Origin of the sequence: Streptomyces sp. NBC_00078, from assembly GCF_026343335.1 — a bacterium.
Taxonomy (GTDB): domain Bacteria; phylum Actinomycetota; class Actinomycetes; order Streptomycetales; family Streptomycetaceae; genus Streptomyces.
This window is the reverse complement of the sequence record NZ_JAPELX010000001.1, coordinates 2,511,187-2,530,041: the sequence shown is the minus strand read 5'-3', so window position 1 is coordinate 2,530,041 and position 18,855 is coordinate 2,511,187. Positions and strand designations below refer to the sequence as shown.

At 70.3% G+C, this 18,855-nt stretch carries 14 protein-coding genes; 8 read left to right on the top strand and 6 right to left on the bottom strand.

Features of this window, described 5'->3' with window-relative positions:
• The 3 genes from OOK07_RS11805 to OOK07_RS11795 all read right to left on the bottom strand — a co-directional run bounded on the left by OOK07_RS11805 (nucleotide 1) and on the right by OOK07_RS11795 (nucleotide 2,037).
• On the bottom strand, nucleotides 1-921 hold the full coding sequence (locus tag OOK07_RS11805) for an alkaline phosphatase family protein (RefSeq protein WP_266796286.1): 921 nt from the start codon (nucleotides 919-921) through the stop codon (nucleotides 1-3).
• A gap of 140 nt (nucleotides 922-1,061) precedes the next feature.
• Nucleotides 1,062-1,502, bottom strand: coding sequence for a VOC family protein (locus OOK07_RS11800; RefSeq protein WP_266679530.1), 441 nt, complete (start codon nucleotides 1,500-1,502; stop codon nucleotides 1,062-1,064).
• A gap of 22 nt (nucleotides 1,503-1,524) precedes the next feature.
• Entirely contained in the window at nucleotides 1,525-2,037 is a 513-nt protein-coding gene (locus OOK07_RS11795) for a pyridoxamine 5'-phosphate oxidase family protein (RefSeq protein WP_266796285.1), read from the bottom strand.
• A 256-nt stretch (nucleotides 2,038-2,293) separates the two neighbouring features.
• On the opposite strand from OOK07_RS11795, the gene OOK07_RS11790 reads away from it, so the two are divergent.
• Nucleotides 2,294-5,323, top strand: coding sequence for a bifunctional [glutamine synthetase] adenylyltransferase/[glutamine synthetase]-adenylyl-L-tyrosine phosphorylase (locus OOK07_RS11790; RefSeq protein ID WP_266679526.1), 3,030 nt, complete (start codon nucleotides 2,294-2,296; stop codon nucleotides 5,321-5,323).
• Between the two features lie 141 nt (nucleotides 5,324-5,464).
• On the opposite strand, the gene OOK07_RS11785 is transcribed toward OOK07_RS11790, so the two are convergent.
• Nucleotides 5,465-6,070 carry a TetR/AcrR family transcriptional regulator gene (locus OOK07_RS11785; RefSeq protein WP_266796283.1) on the bottom strand — a complete coding sequence of 202 codons (606 nt, stop codon included), beginning with the start codon at nucleotides 6,068-6,070 and terminating at the stop codon, nucleotides 5,465-5,467.
• Nucleotides 6,071-6,260: 190 nt separating this feature from the next.
• Here OOK07_RS11785 and OOK07_RS11780 point away from each other — a divergent pair, with 190 nt between their 5' ends.
• Nucleotides 6,261-7,724, top strand: coding sequence for an APC family permease (locus tag OOK07_RS11780; protein ID WP_266679522.1), 1,464 nt, complete (start codon nucleotides 6,261-6,263; stop codon nucleotides 7,722-7,724).
• A gap of 28 nt (nucleotides 7,725-7,752) precedes the next feature.
• Complete coding sequence (locus OOK07_RS11775) at nucleotides 7,753-9,321, top strand: amidohydrolase (RefSeq protein WP_266796281.1); 1,569 nt, start codon at nucleotides 7,753-7,755, stop codon at nucleotides 9,319-9,321.
• Between the two features lie 93 nt (nucleotides 9,322-9,414).
• On the opposite strand, the gene OOK07_RS11770 is transcribed toward OOK07_RS11775, so the two are convergent.
• Nucleotides 9,415-10,269: a phosphatase PAP2 family protein gene (locus OOK07_RS11770; RefSeq protein WP_266679518.1), complete on the bottom strand. Its 855-nt coding sequence runs from the start codon at nucleotides 10,267-10,269 to the stop codon at nucleotides 9,415-9,417.
• Between the two features lie 131 nt (nucleotides 10,270-10,400).
• On the bottom strand, nucleotides 10,401-11,435 hold the full coding sequence (locus tag OOK07_RS11765) for a LacI family DNA-binding transcriptional regulator (RefSeq protein ID WP_266796279.1): 1,035 nt from the start codon (nucleotides 11,433-11,435) through the stop codon (nucleotides 10,401-10,403).
• 399 nt (nucleotides 11,436-11,834) lie between these two features.
• Between OOK07_RS11765 and OOK07_RS11760 the strand changes: the two genes are divergently transcribed.
• The 5 genes from OOK07_RS11760 to OOK07_RS11740 all read left to right on the top strand — a co-directional run bounded on the left by OOK07_RS11760 (nucleotide 11,835) and on the right by OOK07_RS11740 (nucleotide 18,599).
• The gene (locus OOK07_RS11760; protein ID WP_266796278.1) at nucleotides 11,835-13,109 is read left to right on the top strand and encodes an extracellular solute-binding protein; all 1,275 of its coding nucleotides are present in this window, start codon (nucleotides 11,835-11,837) and stop codon (nucleotides 13,107-13,109) included.
• Nucleotides 13,110-13,217: 108 nt separating this feature from the next.
• Complete coding sequence (locus OOK07_RS11755) at nucleotides 13,218-14,222, top strand: carbohydrate ABC transporter permease (RefSeq protein ID WP_266796276.1); 1,005 nt, start codon at nucleotides 13,218-13,220, stop codon at nucleotides 14,220-14,222.
• 13 nt (nucleotides 14,223-14,235) lie between these two features.
• Nucleotides 14,236-15,153, top strand: coding sequence for a sugar ABC transporter permease (locus tag OOK07_RS11750; RefSeq protein WP_266679510.1), 918 nt, complete (start codon nucleotides 14,236-14,238; stop codon nucleotides 15,151-15,153).
• A gap of 215 nt (nucleotides 15,154-15,368) precedes the next feature.
• Nucleotides 15,369-17,102 carry a glycoside hydrolase family 13 protein gene (locus OOK07_RS11745; RefSeq protein WP_266683477.1) on the top strand — a complete coding sequence of 578 codons (1,734 nt, stop codon included), beginning with the start codon at nucleotides 15,369-15,371 and terminating at the stop codon, nucleotides 17,100-17,102.
• A gap of 123 nt (nucleotides 17,103-17,225) precedes the next feature.
• Nucleotides 17,226-18,599 (top strand): alpha-amylase, encoded by a 1,374-nt coding sequence (locus tag OOK07_RS11740; protein ID WP_266679508.1) that lies wholly within the window; start codon nucleotides 17,226-17,228, stop codon nucleotides 18,597-18,599.
• Nucleotides 18,600-18,855: the final 256 nt, after the last annotated feature.

Genomic DNA, 18,855 nt, shown 5'->3' with positions numbered 1-18,855 from the left:
TCAGGAGGCCCAGATCCCCGTGATGTCGGACGCGGAGGCGGCGTTGCCCGCGTGGGTCGTCAGGCCCTGCGAGTCCTCCAGGGTGCGGAGCAGGTTGTAGTGGTTGTACGTGGTGGAGCTGCTGGACCCCGCCGTCACCGGCTGGCCGTACAGGACCGTCGGGATGCGGTTGCCGGCCAGGCGGTTGTCCTCGTCGAAGGTGACGACGAGGAGGCTGTTGTGGGTCTTGGCCCAGGTCGCGTAGGCGCCGAGGTTGTTCTTCAGCCAGGTGTCACCGGTCGACACCGAGCAGTCGTGCATGTCGCTGCACAGGTTGGGGGTGACGAAGGAGACGTCGGGGAGGGTGGAGTAGTCGGCCGGGAACTGCGCGAAGGTCTTGGCGCTGGACGTCGGGACGTTGCTGAAGCCGAACCACGGGTTGTGCTTGCGCGCGTAGTCGCCGCTGCTGCAGGTCGTGGAGCCCTGGCTGGGCAGCGTCTCGTTGTAGCTGGCCCAGGTGTGTCCGGCGGCGATCAGCTCGGAGGCCAGGTTCGGGGCCGAGGAGAAGCCGGGGGTGTAGCAGCTGTCGTCCGTGATGCCCTGGGTGGAGCCGGAGAACAGGGTGAAGTAGTTGGGCTGGCTCGGGTGGGTCTCGGCGTACGACTGACTCAGGTTGGCGCCGCCGGTCTTGAGCGAGTTGATGTACGGGGCGCTGGAGGAGTCGATCACCTGGCTGTAGGCATGGTTCTCGAAGACCACGACGACCACGTGGTCCGGGGCCGGCACGCCGGACGCCGCGGACGCACCGGACGCGGCGGACGAGGAGCCACCGAGGCCGGTCCACAGACCGACGGCGGCAGCGGTGAAGGCGAGCGTGGACGCCACGGCGGCACGGCTGCGGCGGTACGCCGAACTGGCCGAACTGGTTGAACTGCCGGACACATCAACCTCCGGAGGGGGGAAGGACGGGGGCGGCGGTGCGGACAGAGCATGCACACGCCAAGATGCCCCCGGCCCATCTCGCCCAACCCGAATGGTGAAGATCGGATGAACTACTGCCGGGTGAACCGTTGCGGCATCAACTACCCCTGTCGGGCGGCCAGATCGGCCAGCACCTTGTGCAGCGGCTCAGTGGCCCGGCGCCGGTACTGCTGGATCGCCCAGCCGTTGCCGTCCGGGTCCTTGAAGTACATGAAGGTGGCCCCGTCCTGCGGCGCGAACTGCTGCGGCTCGCTGACCTCCAGGCCGCGCGCGGTCAGCTCCTCGTACGCGGCCTTGGCGTCCGTCACGCACAGCTGCATCCCGTGGTACGTCCCCGGCTGCGGCGTGCCCGTCGGGACCTGCAGTCCGTCGACCAGCGCGATCGAACATCCGGAGCCGGGCGGGGTGAGCTGCACGATCCGCACGCCCTCCATCACCTCGCCGTCGAGGTCCACGTGGAAGCCGACCCTGTCCCGGTAGAACTCCTTGGCCCGGTCAACGTCCGAGACCGGCAGCAACAGCACTTCGAGACTCATGTCCATGGAACGACTCCTTTGCCGTGCGTCAGGTGAACCGCCAGCGCGTCTGGCTGAAAGGCTCCCCTTTACCGAAGCCGAAGACCGTGCGCGGCGCCACCGCGAAGACGAAAGCGTGCCCGGCACCATGATGGAACGCCCCGTTCCGCACGTCGAAGTGCCAGAAGCTGCCGTACTTGGCCTCCCACGCGGCGGCCAGGCGGCGCAGCCGTTCCTCCTCGACCACGCGCACCGCCTCGCCCTCCACGACCAGGTCGTAGCCCTTGTCCCAGGTGTTGCTGCCGGTCGTCAGCGCGACATGCGGATCGGCCGCGAGGTTCCTCGCCTTGCGCTCCTCGGGCCCCGTGCAGAAGTGCAACGCGCCGTCCGACCACACCGCGGGCAACGGCGTCACATGCGGCCGCCCGTCCGGCCGCACGGTGGAGATCCAGAACGACTCGGCCGCGGCAAGCCGAGCCTCGGCCTCGGACCAGTCGGTCGCGGTGGCCCGCGGGTCGCTGTAGCGGGGGTCGAGACGGGTCTGTGGGGTGGTGTCCGCCATGAGCTGCCCTCTTCTCCTTCAGTGCTTTCCATGCCGACGGCCTGTACGAAGAGGTGACCGTGCGCGCCGCGGGAAATCATCGGTCGAAGAACTCATCGGTCGCCCGGTCAGGGCACAGCGGCTGCCCGGACCCAACAGGGGGCCGGACCCGGCCGCGACGACCACCCGCCGAAACCGCCGTCCCGTCCCAGCGCTTCTGTCAGTGTCTCCGGTTACGCTCGGGCCAGGACGACCTTGATCCGACAGGAGGGCGGGGATGACGGTGCCGGGGCGCAGGAGCAGTACCTTCTCTCGGCTGCTGCGGCACGGCTTCACCGGTCCCTCGGCCGCCGAGCGGCTCCTGGACAGCGCTGACCTGATGCCCGTGCGCGACGACCCGGTGCTGCTCGACGCGCTGGGCGCGACCGCCGACCCGGATCTGGCGCTGCTCGGTCTCGTACGGCTCCTGGAGGCCCAGCCCAGCCCCAGCGCGCGGCGCGAGCTGCTCGACACGCTGATAGCGGCCAAGCCCCTGCGCGACCGGCTGCTCGGCGTGCTCGGTGCCTCCGAGGCCCTCGCCGACCACCTGGCCCGCCACCCGCGCGACTGGGAGGCGCTGGTCACCTACGAGCCGCGTGACCTGCACCCCGGGGTCGAGGAGTTCGAGGGGGGCCTGGCCGAGGCCCAGGACCCCGTCTCCCTGCGCGTCGCCTACCGCCGCTGCCTGCTGTCCATCGCCGCCCGCGACGTGTGCGGCACCACCGACCTCGCCGAGAGCGCCGCCGAGCTCGCCGACCTCGCCACCGCCACCCTGCGCGCCGCCCTCGCCATCGCCCGCGCCGCCGCACCCGAGGACGCCGCGCTGTGCCGGCTCGCCGTCATCGCGATGGGCAAGTGCGGGGGCCATGAGCTGAACTACGTGTCCGACGTCGACGTCATCTTCGTGGGAGAGGCCCTGGGGGCACCCCCAGGCCTTTCAGGCACTGGGGGAGGCGCCGACGAGGCCAAGGCCCTGCGCTCCGCCACCAAGCTCGCCTCGCACATGATGCGGATCTGTTCGGAGACGACCGTCGAGGGCTCGATCTGGCCCGTCGACGCCAACCTCCGCCCCGAGGGCAGGAACGGCCCGCTGGTGCGCACCCTCTCCAGCCACCTCGCCTACTACCAGCGCTGGGCCAAGACCTGGGAGTTCCAGGCGCTGCTCAAGGCCCGCCCGGTGGCCGGCGACATCGAGCTGGGCGAGGAGTACGTGGCCGCTCTCGAACCCCTCGTCTGGAAGGCCGCCGAGCGCGAGAACTTCGTCGCCGACGTGCAGAAGATGCGCCGCCGCGTCGTCGAGAACATCCCCGCCGCCGAGGTCGACCGCGAGCTGAAGCTCGGCCCCGGAGGCCTCAGGGACGTCGAATTCGCCGTACAGCTCCTGCAGTTGGTGCACGGCCGGGCGGACGCGGCGCTGCGCAGCGGCACCACGCTGGACGCGCTGCAGGCGCTGGCCGCGGGCGGGTACGTGGGGCGCGCCGACGCCGTCCAGCTCGACGAGGCCTACCGCTTCCTGCGTTCCATGGAGCACCGCATCCAGCTCTACCGGCTGCGGCGTACGCACCTGGTGCCGGAGGACGAGTCCGACCAGCGCCGTATCGGGCGCTCCCTGGGCCTGCGCACCGATCCGGTCGCCGAGCTGAACCGCGAGTGGCGCCGGCACGCCGCCGTCGTCCGCCGTCTGCACGAGAAACTCTTCTACCGCCCACTGCTCGACGCGGTCGCCCAACTCGCCCCGGGCGAGTCCCGGTTGAGCCCGGAGGCGGCCCGGGAGCGGCTGGTCGCGCTCGGGTACGGCGACCCGGCCGCCGCCCTGCGTCATCTGGAGGCGCTGGCCTCCGGGGTCACCAGGAAGGCCGCCATCCAGCGGACCCTGCTGCCCGTGCTGCTGGGCTGGTTCGCGGACTCCGCCGACCCGGACGCCGGTCTGCTCAACTTCCGCAAGGTGTCGGACGCGCTCGGCAAGACCCCCTGGTATCTGCGGCTGCTGCGGGACGAGGGCGCCGCGGCGGAGAACCTCGCCCGCGTGCTGTCCGCCGGGCGCCTCGCCCCCGACCTGCTGATGCGTGCCCCGGAGGCGGTGGCGCTGCTCGGCGACGGGGACGGCGGCAGCGGCCTTGAGCCGCGCGGGCGCGGCCAGCTGGAGCAGGAGATCCTCGCTGCGGTCCGCCGCGCGCAGAACGCGCAGCAGGCGGTCACCGCGGCCCGTGGCGTCCGGCGCCGGGAGCTGTTCCGTACGGCCGCCGTCGACATCGTCGGCTCCTACGGCACCGAGACCCAGCCGGCCGAGGCCGACCAGGGGGCGCTGGTGGACCGGGTCGGCGGCGCACTGTCCGATCTGACCGCGGCGACGCTCGCGGGCACGCTGCGCGCGGTGGTGCGGGAAGGCTGGGGCGACACTCTGCCGACCCGGTTCGCGGTCATCGGCATGGGACGCTTCGGCGGACACGAACTGGGCTACGGATCCGACGCCGACGTGCTCTTCGTGCACGAACCGGGCGAGGGCGTGGCGGACCAGGAGGCCTCCGAGGCGGCCAACCGGGTCGTCTCCGAGATGCGGCGGCTGCTGCAGATCCCGAGCGCGGACCCGCCACTGCTGATCGACGCCGACCTGCGACCGGAGGGCAAGTCCGGCCCGCTCGTACGGACGCTCAACTCCTACGAGGCCTACTACCGTCGCTGGTCCCTGGTCTGGGAGTCGCAGGCGCTGCTGCGTGCCGAACCCGTCGCCGGGGACGAGGACCTGGGCCGCCGCTTCATCGAGCTGATCGCCCCGCTGCGGTACCCGGCGGAGGGGCTCGGGGACGACGCCGTACGGGAGATCCGGCGGCTGAAGGCCCGGATGGAATCGGAACGACTCCCGCGCGGCGCCGACCCGAAGCTGCACACCAAGCTCGGGCCCGGCGGCCTGTCCGACATCGAGTGGACCGTGCAGCTGCTGCAGATGCAGCACGGGTGGGCCGAGCCGGGCCTGCGCACGACCCGCACCCGCGAGGCACTTGCGGCGGCCTGCGCGGCCGGGCTGATCGCGGCCGAGGACGCGGAGATCCTGGACGAGGCCTGGGTGCTCGCCACTCGCGTGCGCAACGCCGTGATGCTGGTGCGCGGGCGGGCCGGGGACACGTTCCCGTCCGACGGACGGGAACTGGCCGCCGTGGGACGGTACCTGGGGTACGGGGACGGGCATGTGGGCGACATGCTCGACGGGTACCGGAGGACGGCGCGGCGGGCGCGGGCGGTGGTGGAGGAGCTGTTCTACGGCGCGTAGGCCTCCGGCGGTGGGGCGGGAGACGGCGCGAGGCTGTGGGGGTTCGCGTTCCTGGGGGCTGCGCCCCCAGACCCCCCGTCGGCCTTGCGGCCTCGTCCTCAAACGCCGGACGGGCTGATGGGTGCCGGGCGGGCTGCGGTGTTATGTGCGGCGCAAAGCTCGCGCATGGTTCAGGAAGCCCTCCAGTCCCACCTCGAAGGCCCGGTCCGCCCGGCCCTCGCCCACCGCCGCCAGTGCCTCCGCCAGCTGCGGTGTCCGGGCCTCCTCCGTCAGGACCCACATCGTCTCGGGGGCCGCGAGGTCGAGGGCCGAGCCCAGGACCAGGTTCTCCAGGGCGATGGTCAGCGGCATCACGTCGGCCGGTGCGAAGCCGGCGTCGAGCAGCAGGGTCACCGCGCGTTCGTACTGCTCCAGCACCCCGGGCGCTCGTACGGGTGACGTCATCAGCAGCGGGATCGCCTTCGGGTGCGCGGCGAAGGCGGCCCGGTAGGAGCGGGCCCAGGCCTCCAGTGCGCCGTCCCACGGCTGCAGATCCAGCGTCCCCGGGTCGATCGAGGCGGCGACCCGCTCGCGCAGCAGCTCCACGATCCCGTCCCGGCCGTCCACATGGTGATACACCGAGCCGGTCTGCGCGCCGAGCCGCCTGGCGATCTGCGGCACGCTGAAGTCGCCCTGCTCATCGACGAGTTGCAGTGCCGTCGTGGTGATGCGCTCACGGTCGAGGAGCGGTGTGCGCGGCCGTCCCATACGTGTTTTCTCCCCTGAAGGTGCGAGACAGGTCTTCCCGGATGCCCAGGAGGAGGCTACATTGCCGAAACCGAAAGCCTTTAGGTTTACGGGTCCGGAGGCGCCGGCCCATCACGACGCGCCCCCGGGAGCACCGGCCATCCCGCCCGCCCGGAACCCTCCCCGTCTCCTGCGTTCGAAGGGCTTCCCCATGTCCGTGACCACTCCCGACGCCTCCGAGGAGAGCATGCCGCCCTCCGCGGCGGCGACCCTCCGCTCCGGCTCACTCGGCACCGCTGACATCGCCTTCTTCGTGGTCTCCGCCGCCGCCCCGCTCACCGTCATGGCCGGTGTCGCCCCGCTCGCGATCCTGCTCGGCGGCATCGGCGCCCCCGTCGGCTACCTCATCGCCGGCATCACCCTCGCCGTCTTCGCCGTCGGCTTCACCACCATGAGCCGCCACGTCAAAAGCGGCGGCGCGTTCTACGCGTACATCACCCGCGGCCTCGGCCGTCCGGCCGGCATCGGCGCCGCCCTGCTCGCCCTCATCGGCTACAACGGCATGGAGATCGGCGTCTACGGGCTCCTCGCCAGCGCCACCAAGGACAGTCTGCGCGCCCTGTTCGGCACCGACGTCCCCTGGCTGCCGATCTCCCTGGCCGGTCTGCTCCTCATCGGCTACGGCGGCTACCGCTCCATCGAGTTCGGCGCCCGGCTCCTCGGCGTCCTGCTCCTGGCCGAGACCGGCATCCTGGTGCTGCTCGCGGGCGGGGTGCTCGTCAAGGGCGGGGCGCACGGACTGTCCGGCGCCTCCTTCGCCCCGGGCCAGGTGTTCGTCTCCGGCACGGCGGTGGTGCTGGCCTTCGCCTTCGCCGCGTTCACCGGCTTCGAGTCGACCGTCATCTACCGGCGCGAGGCCCGCGACCCCGAGCGCACGGTGCCGCGCGCGACGTACCTGGCGATCGCGTTCCTCGGCCTGTTCTACGCGTTCATCGTCTGGATCGTCATCCAGGCATTCGGCAACACGGACGTGATCGCGGCCGCGGCCAAGGACCCCGGCGGCCTCTTCTTCTCCGCCATCACCACCTACGTCGGCGGCTGGGCGGCCGACCTGATGCACATCTTCATCGTCACCAGCGTCATGGCCTCGCTCCTCGCCTTCCACAACGCGATCAACCGGTACTCGCTCGCCCTCTCCGAAGAGGGCGTACTGCCCAGGACGCTGGGCCGCATCCACCCCCGCCACCGCTCTCCGTACGTCTCCGGAATCGCCCAGACCGTCCTCGGCGCAGTCGTCGTCACCGCCTTCTGGGCGGCCGGCGCCGACCCGTACAAGCAACTCCTCCTGTGGGTCAACACCCCGGGAATGATCGGCCTGTTCCTCCTCCAGCTCCTCGTCGCGATCGCCGTGCCGTGCTACTTCCGCCGGGTGACCCACCAGGAAGGCACGCTGCGCACGGTCGTCGCGCCGGTCGCCGCCGCCCTGCTGCTCGCGACCGCGATAGGGCTCGTCATCACCCACATCGGCCTGTTCACCGGCGCCTCCACGACCGTCAACACCGTCCTGATCGTCACCGCGCCCGCCGTCTTCGCCGTAGGCCTGGCGCTTGCTTGGTGGCTGCGCCGCGAACGGCCGCAGGTGTACGCGGACTTCGCCGCCGAACCTGCCGAATAGCCGTACGGAACAAAGGAGTTCACGCATCATGCACACCCCCGGCCTGATCCTCACCGGCGCCAAGGTCCGCACCCTCGACTCCGTCCGGCCGTACGCCACCGCCGTCGCCGTGCGCGACGGGGTGATCGCCGCGGTCGGCGACGAGGGCGACGTACGCGACTGGCGCGGACCGGGCACCGAGCTGGTGCACCTGGAGGGGGCACACCTCGTGCCCGGGCTCGTGGACGCGCACAGCCACCCCGTGTGGGGGCTGGACATGGCGAGCGGGGTGGATCTGTCGGGGGTGACGGACCTGGCGGGGCTCAAGGCGGCCCTGGCCGCGGCCGAGCGGATCGACGGGTGGGTGATCGGTTTCGGGCTCGACCACAACGCGTTCGAGGGCCGGGCCGTCGACCGGGCGCTCGTCGAGGACGTACTCGGCGGGGCGCCGGCCTTCCTGCGCCTCTACGACGGTCACTCCGCCCTCGCGACCGGCGCGGCGCTCGCCGCGGCGGGCGTGAGGGGACCGCGGGACTTCGCCCAGCGTTCGGAGGTGGTCTGCGACGCCGCCGGACGGCCGACGGGGCACCTCGTCGAGCACGCGGCGATGGACCTCCTCACCGGCATCGTGCCGCGGCAGTCCTACGCCACCCGCCGGGCCCGCCTGGTCGAGCTGCTGGCGGCGATGGCGGCGACCGGGCTGACCGGGGCGCACGTCATGGACGCCGGGGACCCGGAGCTGGTCGGCTCCGTGGCCCGCGAGACGGTGCTGCCGGTGCGGTTGCGGTTCGCGCCGTGGTGCATGCCGGGGGTGGACGAGGCGGGTCTGGCGGAACTGATCACCCTCCAGGGGCGCGGAGGCCGGCACTGGCGGGTCGGCGGGGTCAAGTTCTTCATGGACGGCACCGTGGAGGGCGGCACGGCCTGGCTGGAGCACGCCGACTGCCACGGCCAGGGCACGGAGGCGTTCTGGCCGGACCCCGAGGCCTACGCCGCCGCCGTACGGCACCTGCACACGGCCGGTGTCGGTACCGCCACGCACGCCATCGGGGACGCCGCGGTACGGCACGCCCTGGACGTGGTGGCCGGGCTCGGGCCGGCCGGCCGGGACCGGCACCGCGTCGAGCACATCGAGACGGCCCCGGACGACCTGCTGCCGCGGTTCGCGGAGCTGGGGGTGGCGGCCTCGATGCAGCCCCCGCACACCGCGTACACCAGGGCCGACGGCAGCGACGAGTGGTCCCGCCGCCTGGGCACCGCCCGCGCCGCCCACGCCTGGCGCCTGCGGGACCTGCGCGACGCGGGCGCCACGGTCGCCCTGGGCTCGGACTGGCCCATCGCCCACTACGACGTACGGGCCGTCCTGGCAACAGCTCGCGCACCGAGGGGCGCGGCCTCGGCGCGCGCGGGCCTGACGGGGCTGGAGGCCCTGGAGGGCTGCACGAGCCACGCGGCGCGGGCAGCGGGGGAGGGGGAGGTGGCGGGCCGTATCGCGGTCGGATACCGGGCCGACCTCACGGCCCTGGCCCTTGACCCGGTGGAAGCCCCGGCAGACGAACTGACGGAGGCGCCGGTGCGGCTGACGGTGACGGGCGGGCACGTGGTGCACCGGGGGTGACTGCGCGCTCCGAAGGGAAGCGGGGCCGTATCGATACTCGGCTCAGCCGCGCGGGCGCGACCAGCCACAACGGCGCCGCGGACGGCAGACGGCCTAGTCCGGCACTTCCCGCCGAGCCCCCCGCGTCCGCGGAGCGCGTGGCAGCGCGTACGGCAACGCCCCGTACCAGACCCGCGCCACCGTGAACCCGAAGGCCAGGCACAGCAGCCCCCCGACCGCGTCCAGCCAGAAGTGGTTGGCCGTCGCGACGATCACCGTGAGCGTCACCACCGGATAGAGAAGGCCCAGCACCCGCACCCACGGCACCCTGGACAGGGCGAAGATCGTCAGACCGCACCACACGGACCAGCCGATGTGCATGGACGGCATCGCGGCGTACTGGTTCGACACGTGCTTCAGGTCGCCCGAAGCCATCGACCCCCAGGTCTGGTGGACCATGACCGTGTCGATGAAGTGGCTGCCGGTCATGAGACGCGGCGGCGCCAGCGGATACAGGTAGTAACCGACCAGGGCCACACCCGTCGTCGCGAACAGCACCAGACGTGTCGCCGCATAGCGGCCCGGGTGACTGCGGTACAGCCACACCAGCACACCCAGCGTGACCACGAAGTGCAGCGTCGCGTAGTAGTAGTTCATGCCGACGATCAGCCAAGTCACCGAGTTCACGGTGTGGTTGACGGACTCCTCGACGGCGAGGCCGAGATGGTGCTCCATCCGCCAGAGCCAGTCGGCGTTGCGCAGTGCCGTGCCGCGCTGCTCGGGGACCGCGTTGCGGATCAGTGAGTACGTCCAGTAACTCACCGCGATGAGAAGGATCTCGAACCAGAGGCGGGGACGGCGCGGGGTGCGCAGCCTGCGCAGGAAAGCCGGACCTTGCACGGCCGTGAGGGAGCCTGGAGCGGCCGTCTGCTCACGGTCTTCCAGACTGGTCACGGTCGAGTCACCCATAGGCACAAAGTCTGCCAGAAACGCCTTCAGTCACCGATCATCCCTCGGTCGCGTTCGGGCCGCATGTTCTACGACAAGGAGATGCCCGCGCCTACTCCCGGCGCGCTGCACGAACCTCCGGGCTCTCCTCCTCAGGGACGATTCCGGTCCCCAGGGGCCGAAGCGGTCGAACCCCGCACCACCAGCTCCGGCATGAACACGAACTCACTGTGCGGCGCGGGCGTCCCGCCGATCTCCTCCAGCAACGTCCGTACCGCCGCCTGCCCCATCGCGGGGACCGGCTTGCGGACCGTGGTCAGCGGCGGATCCGTGAAGGCGATCAGGGGGGAGTCGTCGAAGCCCACCACCGAGACGTCGCGCGGGACGTCGAGCCCGAGCTGCCGGGCCGCCCGTATCGCGCCCAGCGCCATCATGTCGCTGGCGCACACCACCGCCGTGCAGTCGTGCCCTATCAGCGCGGTGGCCGCGGCCTGCCCGCCCTCCAGGGTGTACAGCGAGTGCTGGACGAGATCCGTCTCGATCGTCTGCGCGCCGAGGCCGAGCTGGTCCTGCATCGAACGGACGAAGCCCTCGATCTTGCGCTGCACCGGCACGAAGCGCTTGGGGCCGAGGGCGAGGCCGATCCTCGTGTGCCCCAGTGACACCAGGTGCGTGACCGCCAGCGTCATCGCCGCACGGTCGTCGGGGGAGATGAAGGGTGCCTGCACCTTGGGCGAGAAGCCGTCCACCAGCACGTACGGCACGCCCTGGGCGCGCAGCCGCTCGTAGCGCTCCATGTCGGCGGTGGTGTCGGCGTGCAGACCGGAGACATAGATGATGCCGGCGACACCGCGGTCGACGAGCATCTCCGTCAGCTCGTCCTCGGTCGAGCCGCCCGGGGTCTGGGTGGCGAGCACCGGGGTGTAGCCCTGCCGCGTCAGCGCCTGGCCGATGACCTGGGCCAGCGCCGGGAATATCGGGTTCTCCAGCTCGGGGGTGATCAGGCCGACCAGGCCCTCGCTGCGCTGCCGCAGACGCACAGGGCGCTCGTAGCCCAGGACGTCGAGGGCGGCGAGCACGGACTGGCGGGTGGTGGCGGCGACGCCCGGCTTCCCGTTGAGGACGCGGCTGACGGTCGCTTCGCTCACCCCGGCCTGAGCAGCGATGTCGGCTAGCCGTGTGGTCACAGGGGTGGACTGTACCGGCCGACTGTCACTTTGCACACCAATCGGGCGCCGGGCACGAGCGGTTGCACGGCCCCGTGCGGGTTGCTGCGTCATCGCGTACCTCGTGTTCGGGTGGGCGCCTGATACGGCAAGAGCTTGCAGAGTCTTGCACAAGACTCCCACTGCCCGCTCGGCGGCTTCAATACGGGGTTGTGCGGGGGTCGAGGAGCGGAGTCGGGAGGTCACGGGTGGGTAACTCCCGCGCCGCCTTGCAATTTTTTGCTGCAAGGACTTTCGCGGTCGCGGACATCGCTGTTACGTTCACGTCGCCCGGCGGCAGCAACGGCGCAGTCGGCAAGACGAGAGCGGCGGACGGGGCCCCTCTCGCACCACACGGGCTTTCACCCTCAAGGAGAACTCATGCGGCGTGGCATAGCGGCCACCGCGCTGATGGCGTCGTTCGCCCTCGCGGCGACGGCCTGCGGCGGAAGTGACAGCGGCAGCGACAAGAGCGACGGGCCGGTCACCATCACCTGGTGGGACACCTCCAACGCCACCAATGAGGCGCCGACGTACAAGGCCCTGGTCAAGGAGTTCGAGGCCGCCAACAAGGACGTCAAGGTCAACTACGTCAACGTCCCCTTCGACCAGGCGCAGAACAAGTTCGACACCGCCGCCGGTTCCAAGGGCGCCCCGGACGTGCTGCGGTCCGAGGTCGGCTGGACGCCTGCCTTCGCGAAGAAGGGCTACTTCCTTCCGCTGGAGGGCACCGGGGCCCTCAAGGACCAGAGCAAGTTCCGGTCCAACCTGATCGAGCAGGCCAAGTACGAGGGCAAGACCTACGGCGTTCCGCTGGTCACCGACACCCTCGCCCTCGTCTACAACAAGGCCCTCTTCAAGAAGGCCGGCATCACCGAGGCCCCCAAGACCTGGGACGAGCTGAAGGCCGACGCCTCCAAGATCGACGCCAAGGCCAAGGTCTACGGCTACTGGGGCTCCACCCAGGCCTACTACGCGCAGACCTTCCTCTACGGCGAGGGCACCGACACCGTCGACGCCTCCGCCAAGAAGGTCACCGTGAACTCGGACGCCGCGAAGAAGGCCTACGGCACCTGGCAGAGCCTCTTCTCCGGACAGGGCCTGCACAAGGCCGACGTCACGGCCGACGCCTACGCCCACATCCAGGACGCGTTCGTCAACGGCAAGGTCGCCTCGATCATCCAGGGCCCCTGGGAGATCACGAACTTCTACAAGGGCTCGGCCTTCAAGGACAAGTCCAACCTCGGCATCGCCACCGTCCCGGCCGGCTCCACCGGCAAGGCGGGCGCCCCGACCGGCGGCCACAACCTGTCCGTCTACGCCGGCTCGGACAAGGCCCACCAGGCGGCCGCGCTGAAGTTCGTCAACTTCATGACCTCCGCGAAGTCCCAGACGCAGATCGCCCTGAAGAACTCCACGCTGCCCACCCGCGACGACGCCTACACCGCCGAGGTCAAGGCGGACCCGGGCATCGCCGGCTTCCAGACGGTCCTGCCCGCCGCCCAGCCGCGCCCGGCGCTGCCCGAGTACAGCTCCCTGTGGGGGCCGCTGGACACCGAGCTGCCGAAGATCGCCGGCGGCAAGGAGTCCCTCGACAAGGGACTGAGCAACGCGGAACTGGCCATCGCCAAGCTGGTGCCGGACTTCAGCAAGTAAGCCCCGTGTGGCCGCCGGGTCCCTTGAGTCATGGGGGAGGGATCCGGCGGCCACCGGCCTGCGCCCAGCCTCTTCTCAGAGCCGTAGAACTTCCAGAAGGTGTCGAACATGACAGTCGCCATCGACCGCGCCACCGGCAAACGCCACGGTGACCGCGCGCCGCGGCCCGGGCTGGGCCAGCGCCTCAGACACGGCTACCAGAAGCACTGGTACGCCTACGCGATGATCGCCCCGGTGATCGTCGTACTCGGCGTCCTCGTGCTGTACCCGTTGGTGTACGGCCTCTACCTGACGCTCACGGACGCCAACAGCCTCAACACCGCGCGCACGATCGGCGTCAACCACATCGACGCCACCTACAAGTTCATCGGGCTCGACAACTACAAGGACATCCTGTTCGGCCCGACGTCGTACGACCGCTTCTGGTCGCACTTCATCTGGACGATCGTGTGGACCGCGCTCTGTGTCGCCCTGCACTACACGATCGGCCTCGGTCTCGCGCTGCTCCTCAACCAGAAGCTGCGCGGCCGCACCCTCTACCGGCTGATCCTCATCCTGCCGTGGGCCGTGCCGACCTTCGTCACCGTCTTCGGCTGGCGCTTCATGCTCGCCGACGGCGGCATCATCAACCTCGCCCTGGACGCACTCCATCTGCCCGCGCCGGACTGGCTGGAGGACACCTTCTGGCAGCGGTTCGCCGCCATCATGGTCAACACCTGGTGCGGTGTGCCGTTCATGATGATCTCGCTGCTCGGCGGACTGCAGTCCATCGACGGCTCCCTGTACGAGGCCGCCGAGATGGACGGCGCCACCGCCTGGCAGCGCTTCCGCTACGTCACCCTGCCGGGCCTGAGGGCGGTCAGCTCCGCCGTCGTCCTGCTCGGCATCATCTGGACGTTCAACCAGTTCGCCGTGATCTTCCTGCTGTTCGGCAACACGGGTCCCGACGCCCAGATCCTGGTGACCTGGGCCTACTACCTCGGCTTCGGACAGCAGCCGCGCGACTTCGCGCAGTCCGCCGCCTACGGCATCCTGCTGCTGGCCATCCTGATCGTCTTCACCTCCTTCTACCGCCGCTGGCTGAACCGCAATGAGCAGCAGCTCGCGATCTGAGGCAGGAGTCCCCATGAGCACCGCAACACCGCCCGAGATCAAGCCAGGCAGCCCAGTGACCCCGCAGGTCCTCGCCGCATCGCGGCTCCGCCCGGTCCGTCGTGGGGAGCGCGGCCCCGTCGCCTCCCTCGTCTCGCACGGCCTCCTGATCGTCGCAAGCCTGATCGCCTTCTTCCCGGTCGCCTGGCTGGTCTATCTGTCCCTCGGCCCGGACAAGGACGACTACCTGCACCCCGGCGGCATCTGGGCCAAGATGTCGTTCTCCAACTACTCCTTCGTGCTGCGGCACACGGAGTTCTTCGACTGGCTGAAGAGCTCACTGATCGTGTCGCTCGGCACCACCGTCATCGGTGTGCTGATCGCCGCGACCACCGGCTACGCGGTCTCCCGCATGCGCTTCCCGGGCTACCGGAAGTTCATGTGGGTGCTGCTGGTCACGCAGATGTTCCCGGTAGCCGTACTCATGGTGCCGATGTACCAGATCCTGTCGGACCTGCAGCTCATCGACAGCTACCTTGGACTCGTCCTCGTCTACTGCTCGACAGCCGTGCCCTACTGCGCCTGGCTGCTCAAGGGCTACTTCGACACCATCCCGTTCGAGATCGACGAGGCGGGACGCGTCGACGGGCTGACCCCCTTCGGCACGTTCGCGCGACTGATCCTGCCGCTCGCCAAGCCGGGCCTGGCGGTCGCCGCCTTCTACAGCTTCCTCACGGCCTTCGGGGAGGTCGCGTTCGCCTCGACGTTCATGCTGTCCGACACGAAGTACACCTTCGCGGTCGGGCTGCAGACCTTCGTCAGCGAGCACGACGCCCAGCGCAACCTGATGGCCGCCACGGCGGTGCTGATCGCGATACCCGTCTCCGTGTTCTTCTACCTCGTGCAGAAGAACCTGGTGACCGGTCTGACGGCCGGCGGTACGAAGGGCTGACCGCCTGTTGAGCGAGGAGGGCCGTTCGTTGTCTGCGGCGCCGTCGTGGCTGGTCGCGCCGTTCCCCGCGTCCCCCTTTTTTTGGGGGACCCCAAACACCCTTCAGACCCGAGGCGGTCGCGGTGTCCATCCGACCCCGCTGTCACCGCGGCCGCCTCGTCAACGCCGCCGTACGCACACCTGACCCCATGACCCCGTTACGCACCAAGGACGCCATGAGCCAGCAGCACTCTGCCATCGCCCCGGCCCCCGCCCCCGCCAAAACCAGGCGCGGCGACTGGTGGCGGGACGCGGTGATCTACCAGGTCTATCCGCGCAGCTTCGCCGACAGCAACGGCGACGGCATGGGTGATCTGGAAGGCGTACGCTCCCGCCTGACCTATCTGCGCGACCTCGGCGTGGACGCCGTGTGGCTGAGCCCCTTCTACGCCTCCCCGCAGGCCGACGCCGGCTACGACGTCGCGGACTACCGGGCCGTCGACCCCATGTTCGGCAACCTGCTCGACGCGGACGCGCTGATCCGCGACGCCCACGAGCTGGCCTTGAGGATCATCGTCGACCTCGTGCCCAACCACTCCTCCGACCAGCACGAGTGGTTCAAGCGGGCCCTGCGCGAGGGCCCGGGCTCCCCCCTCCGCGAGCGCTACCACTTCCGCCCCGGCAAGGGCGCGGACGGCGAACTCCCGCCCAACGACTGGGAGTCCATCTTCGGCGGCCCGGCCTGGACCCGCGTCACCGAGCCGGACGGCACGCCGGGGGAGTGGTACCTCCACCTCTTCGCCCCCGAGCAGCCCGACTTCAACTGGGAGCACCCCGCCGTCGGCGACGAGTTCCGCTCGATCCTGCGCTTCTGGCTCGACATCGGCGTCGACGGCTTCCGCATCGACGTGGCCCACGGCCTGGTGAAGGCAAAGGGCCTGCCCGACCTCGGTTCCCACGAGCAGCTGAAGCTGCTGGGCAACGATGTCATGCCGTTCTTCGACCAGGACGGCGTGCACGAGATCTACCGCCAGTGGCGGCTCATCCTCGACGAGTACTCCGGAAATCAAAAAGGGCCCGAAGGGCCTTCCTCGGAAGGGCGGGGGAGGGAGACGGGCGGGCGCATCTTCGTGGCCGAGGCCTGGACGCCGACCATCGAGCGCACCGCGAACTACGTCCGCCCCGACGAGCTCCACCAGGCCTTCAACTTCCAGTACCTGAGCACCGACTGGGACGCCGCCGAGCTTCGCGAGGTCGTCGACCGCACCCTGGACGCCATGCGCCCGGTCGGCGCCCCCGCCACCTGGGTCCTGTCCAACCACGACGTCACCCGCCACGCCACCCGCTTCGCCAACCCGCCCGGTCTTGGCACCCAGATCCGTACGGCGGGCGACCGTGAGCTGGGGCTGAGGCGCGCGAGGGCCGCGACCCTGCTCCTGCTGGCGCTGCCCGGATCCGCGTACGTCTACCAGGGCGAGGAACTCGGCCTGCCGGACGTCGTCGACCTCGCGGACGAAGTCCGGCAGGACCCGGCGTACTTCCGCGGCGCCGGCCAGGACGGCTTCCGCGACGGCTGCCGGGTGCCCATCCCGTGGACGCGCGAGGGCTCGTCGTACGGCTTCGGCAGCGGCGGCAGCTGGCTGCCGCAGCCGGAGAGCTGGGGCGAGTTGAGCGTCGAGGCGCAGGACGGCGTGCCGGGCTCGACCCTTGAGCTGTACCGCTGTGCCCTCGCGGCCCGCCGCGAGCAGCCCGACCTGGGAGCGGGCGACGCGGTGGAGTGGCTGCGCGCCCCCGACGGCGTACTCGCCTTCCGGCGCGGGGACTTCGTGTGTGTCACCAACACCAGCGGTGAGTCCGTCACGACTCCCGCATACGGTCGTGTCCTGCTCACCAGCGGCGAGGTGACCGAGGCGGACGGCGAGGCGAAGGTGCCGGCGGACACGACGGTGTGGTTCACCACGCGCCCCTGAAGTTTCTTGCATCAACTTCACACGGCCCGCTGCCCTTTCAGGCAGCGGGCCTTTAACATCTCCGTCACCGCAAGTTGGTTGAAAACTTGCAGCAAGAACCTTCAAAGGTGAAGGAGACCCCACATGGCACGCAGAACCCTCGCGGCGACCGTCGCCCTCACGGCGGCCGCCCTGGTCATGAGCCCAACCCCCGCGCATGCCTCCCCGCCCGGCACCAAGGACGTCACCGCCGTTCTCTTCGAGTGGAACTTCGCCTCGGTCGCCAAGGAGTGCACCAACACGCTCGGCCCCGCGGGCTACGGCTACGTCCAGGTCAGTCCACCCGCCGAGCACATACAGGGCTCACAGTGGTGGACCTCGTATCAGCCGGTGAGCTACAGGATCGCGGGCCGGCTCGGTGACGCGACGGCCTTCAAGAACATGATCGGCACCTGCCACGCGGCCGGTGTGAAGGTCGTCGTCGACACCGTCATCAACCACATGTCGGCGGGCAGCGGCACCGGCACCGGCGGCTCGTCGTACACGAAGTACAACTACCCCGGCCTGTACTCCTCGGCCGACATGGACGACTGCACCTCCACGGTCGGCGACTACACCAACCGCGCGAACGTCCAGAACTGCGAACTCGTCGGCCTCGCCGACCTGGACACGGGCGAGGAGTACGTCCGCGCCACCATCGCCGGCTACATGAACTCCCTGCTCGGCTACGGCGCCGACGGCTTCCGCATCGACGCGGCCAAGCACATCCCCGCGGCCGATCTCGCCAACATCAAGTCCCGGCTCGGCAACCCGTCGGTGTACTGGAAGCAGGAAGTCATCTACGGCGCCGGCGAGGCCGTCCAGCCGACCGAGTACACGGGCAACGGCGACGTCCAGGAGTTCCGCTACGCGTACGACCTCAAGCGCGTCTTCAACAACGAGAACCTCGCCTACCTGAAGAACTACGGCGAGGGCTGGGGCTACCTGAACAGCTCGGTGGCCGGAGTGTTCGTCGACAACCACGACACCGAGCGCAACGGATCGACCCTCAACTACAAGGACGGCGCCAACTACACGCTGGCCAACGTCTTCATGCTCGCCTACCCCTACGGCGCCCCGGACATCAACTCCGGCTACGAGTGGTCCGACGCGGACGCCGGACCGCCCAACGGCGGTCAGATGAACGCCTGTTGGCAGGACGGCTGGAAGTGCCAGCACGCCTGGCCCGAGATCATCCGCATGGTCGCCTTCCGGAACGCCGTGCGCGGTGAGTCGGTGACGAACTGGTGGGACAACGGGGGCGACGCGATCGCCTTCGGGCGCGGAGCCAAGGGCTACGTCGCCATCAACCACGAGTCGAGCAGCCTGACCCGCACCTACCAGACGTCCCTCCCGGCCGGGACGTACTGCGACGTCCAGAGCAACACGCCGGTGACGGTCAACAGCTCCGGCCTGCTCACCGCCACCCTGGGCGCCAACACCGCGCTCGCCGTCTACGTGGGCAGGACGACCTGCTGAGCCTGCCCACGGCCAGGTGACGGGCGCTGCCAAGCGGAGCAGTCCCGCATGCGTGCGACCCGGCCCGGGGCCGAGGCTGGCCCCATGAGCATCCGTCCGTGGGTCGTCGTCGAGGCACCGGACGACCGCGGCCTGCGCCGCGTCACCTTGGCCCCGGAGAGGCCGGGGGCGATGGGGGCGGTGGCGGAGGCGTGCGAGCGGGAAGCCCGGACGGGGCGAGCACGCCCGGCCCCGCTGCGCCGCGGGCAGAGGTCGC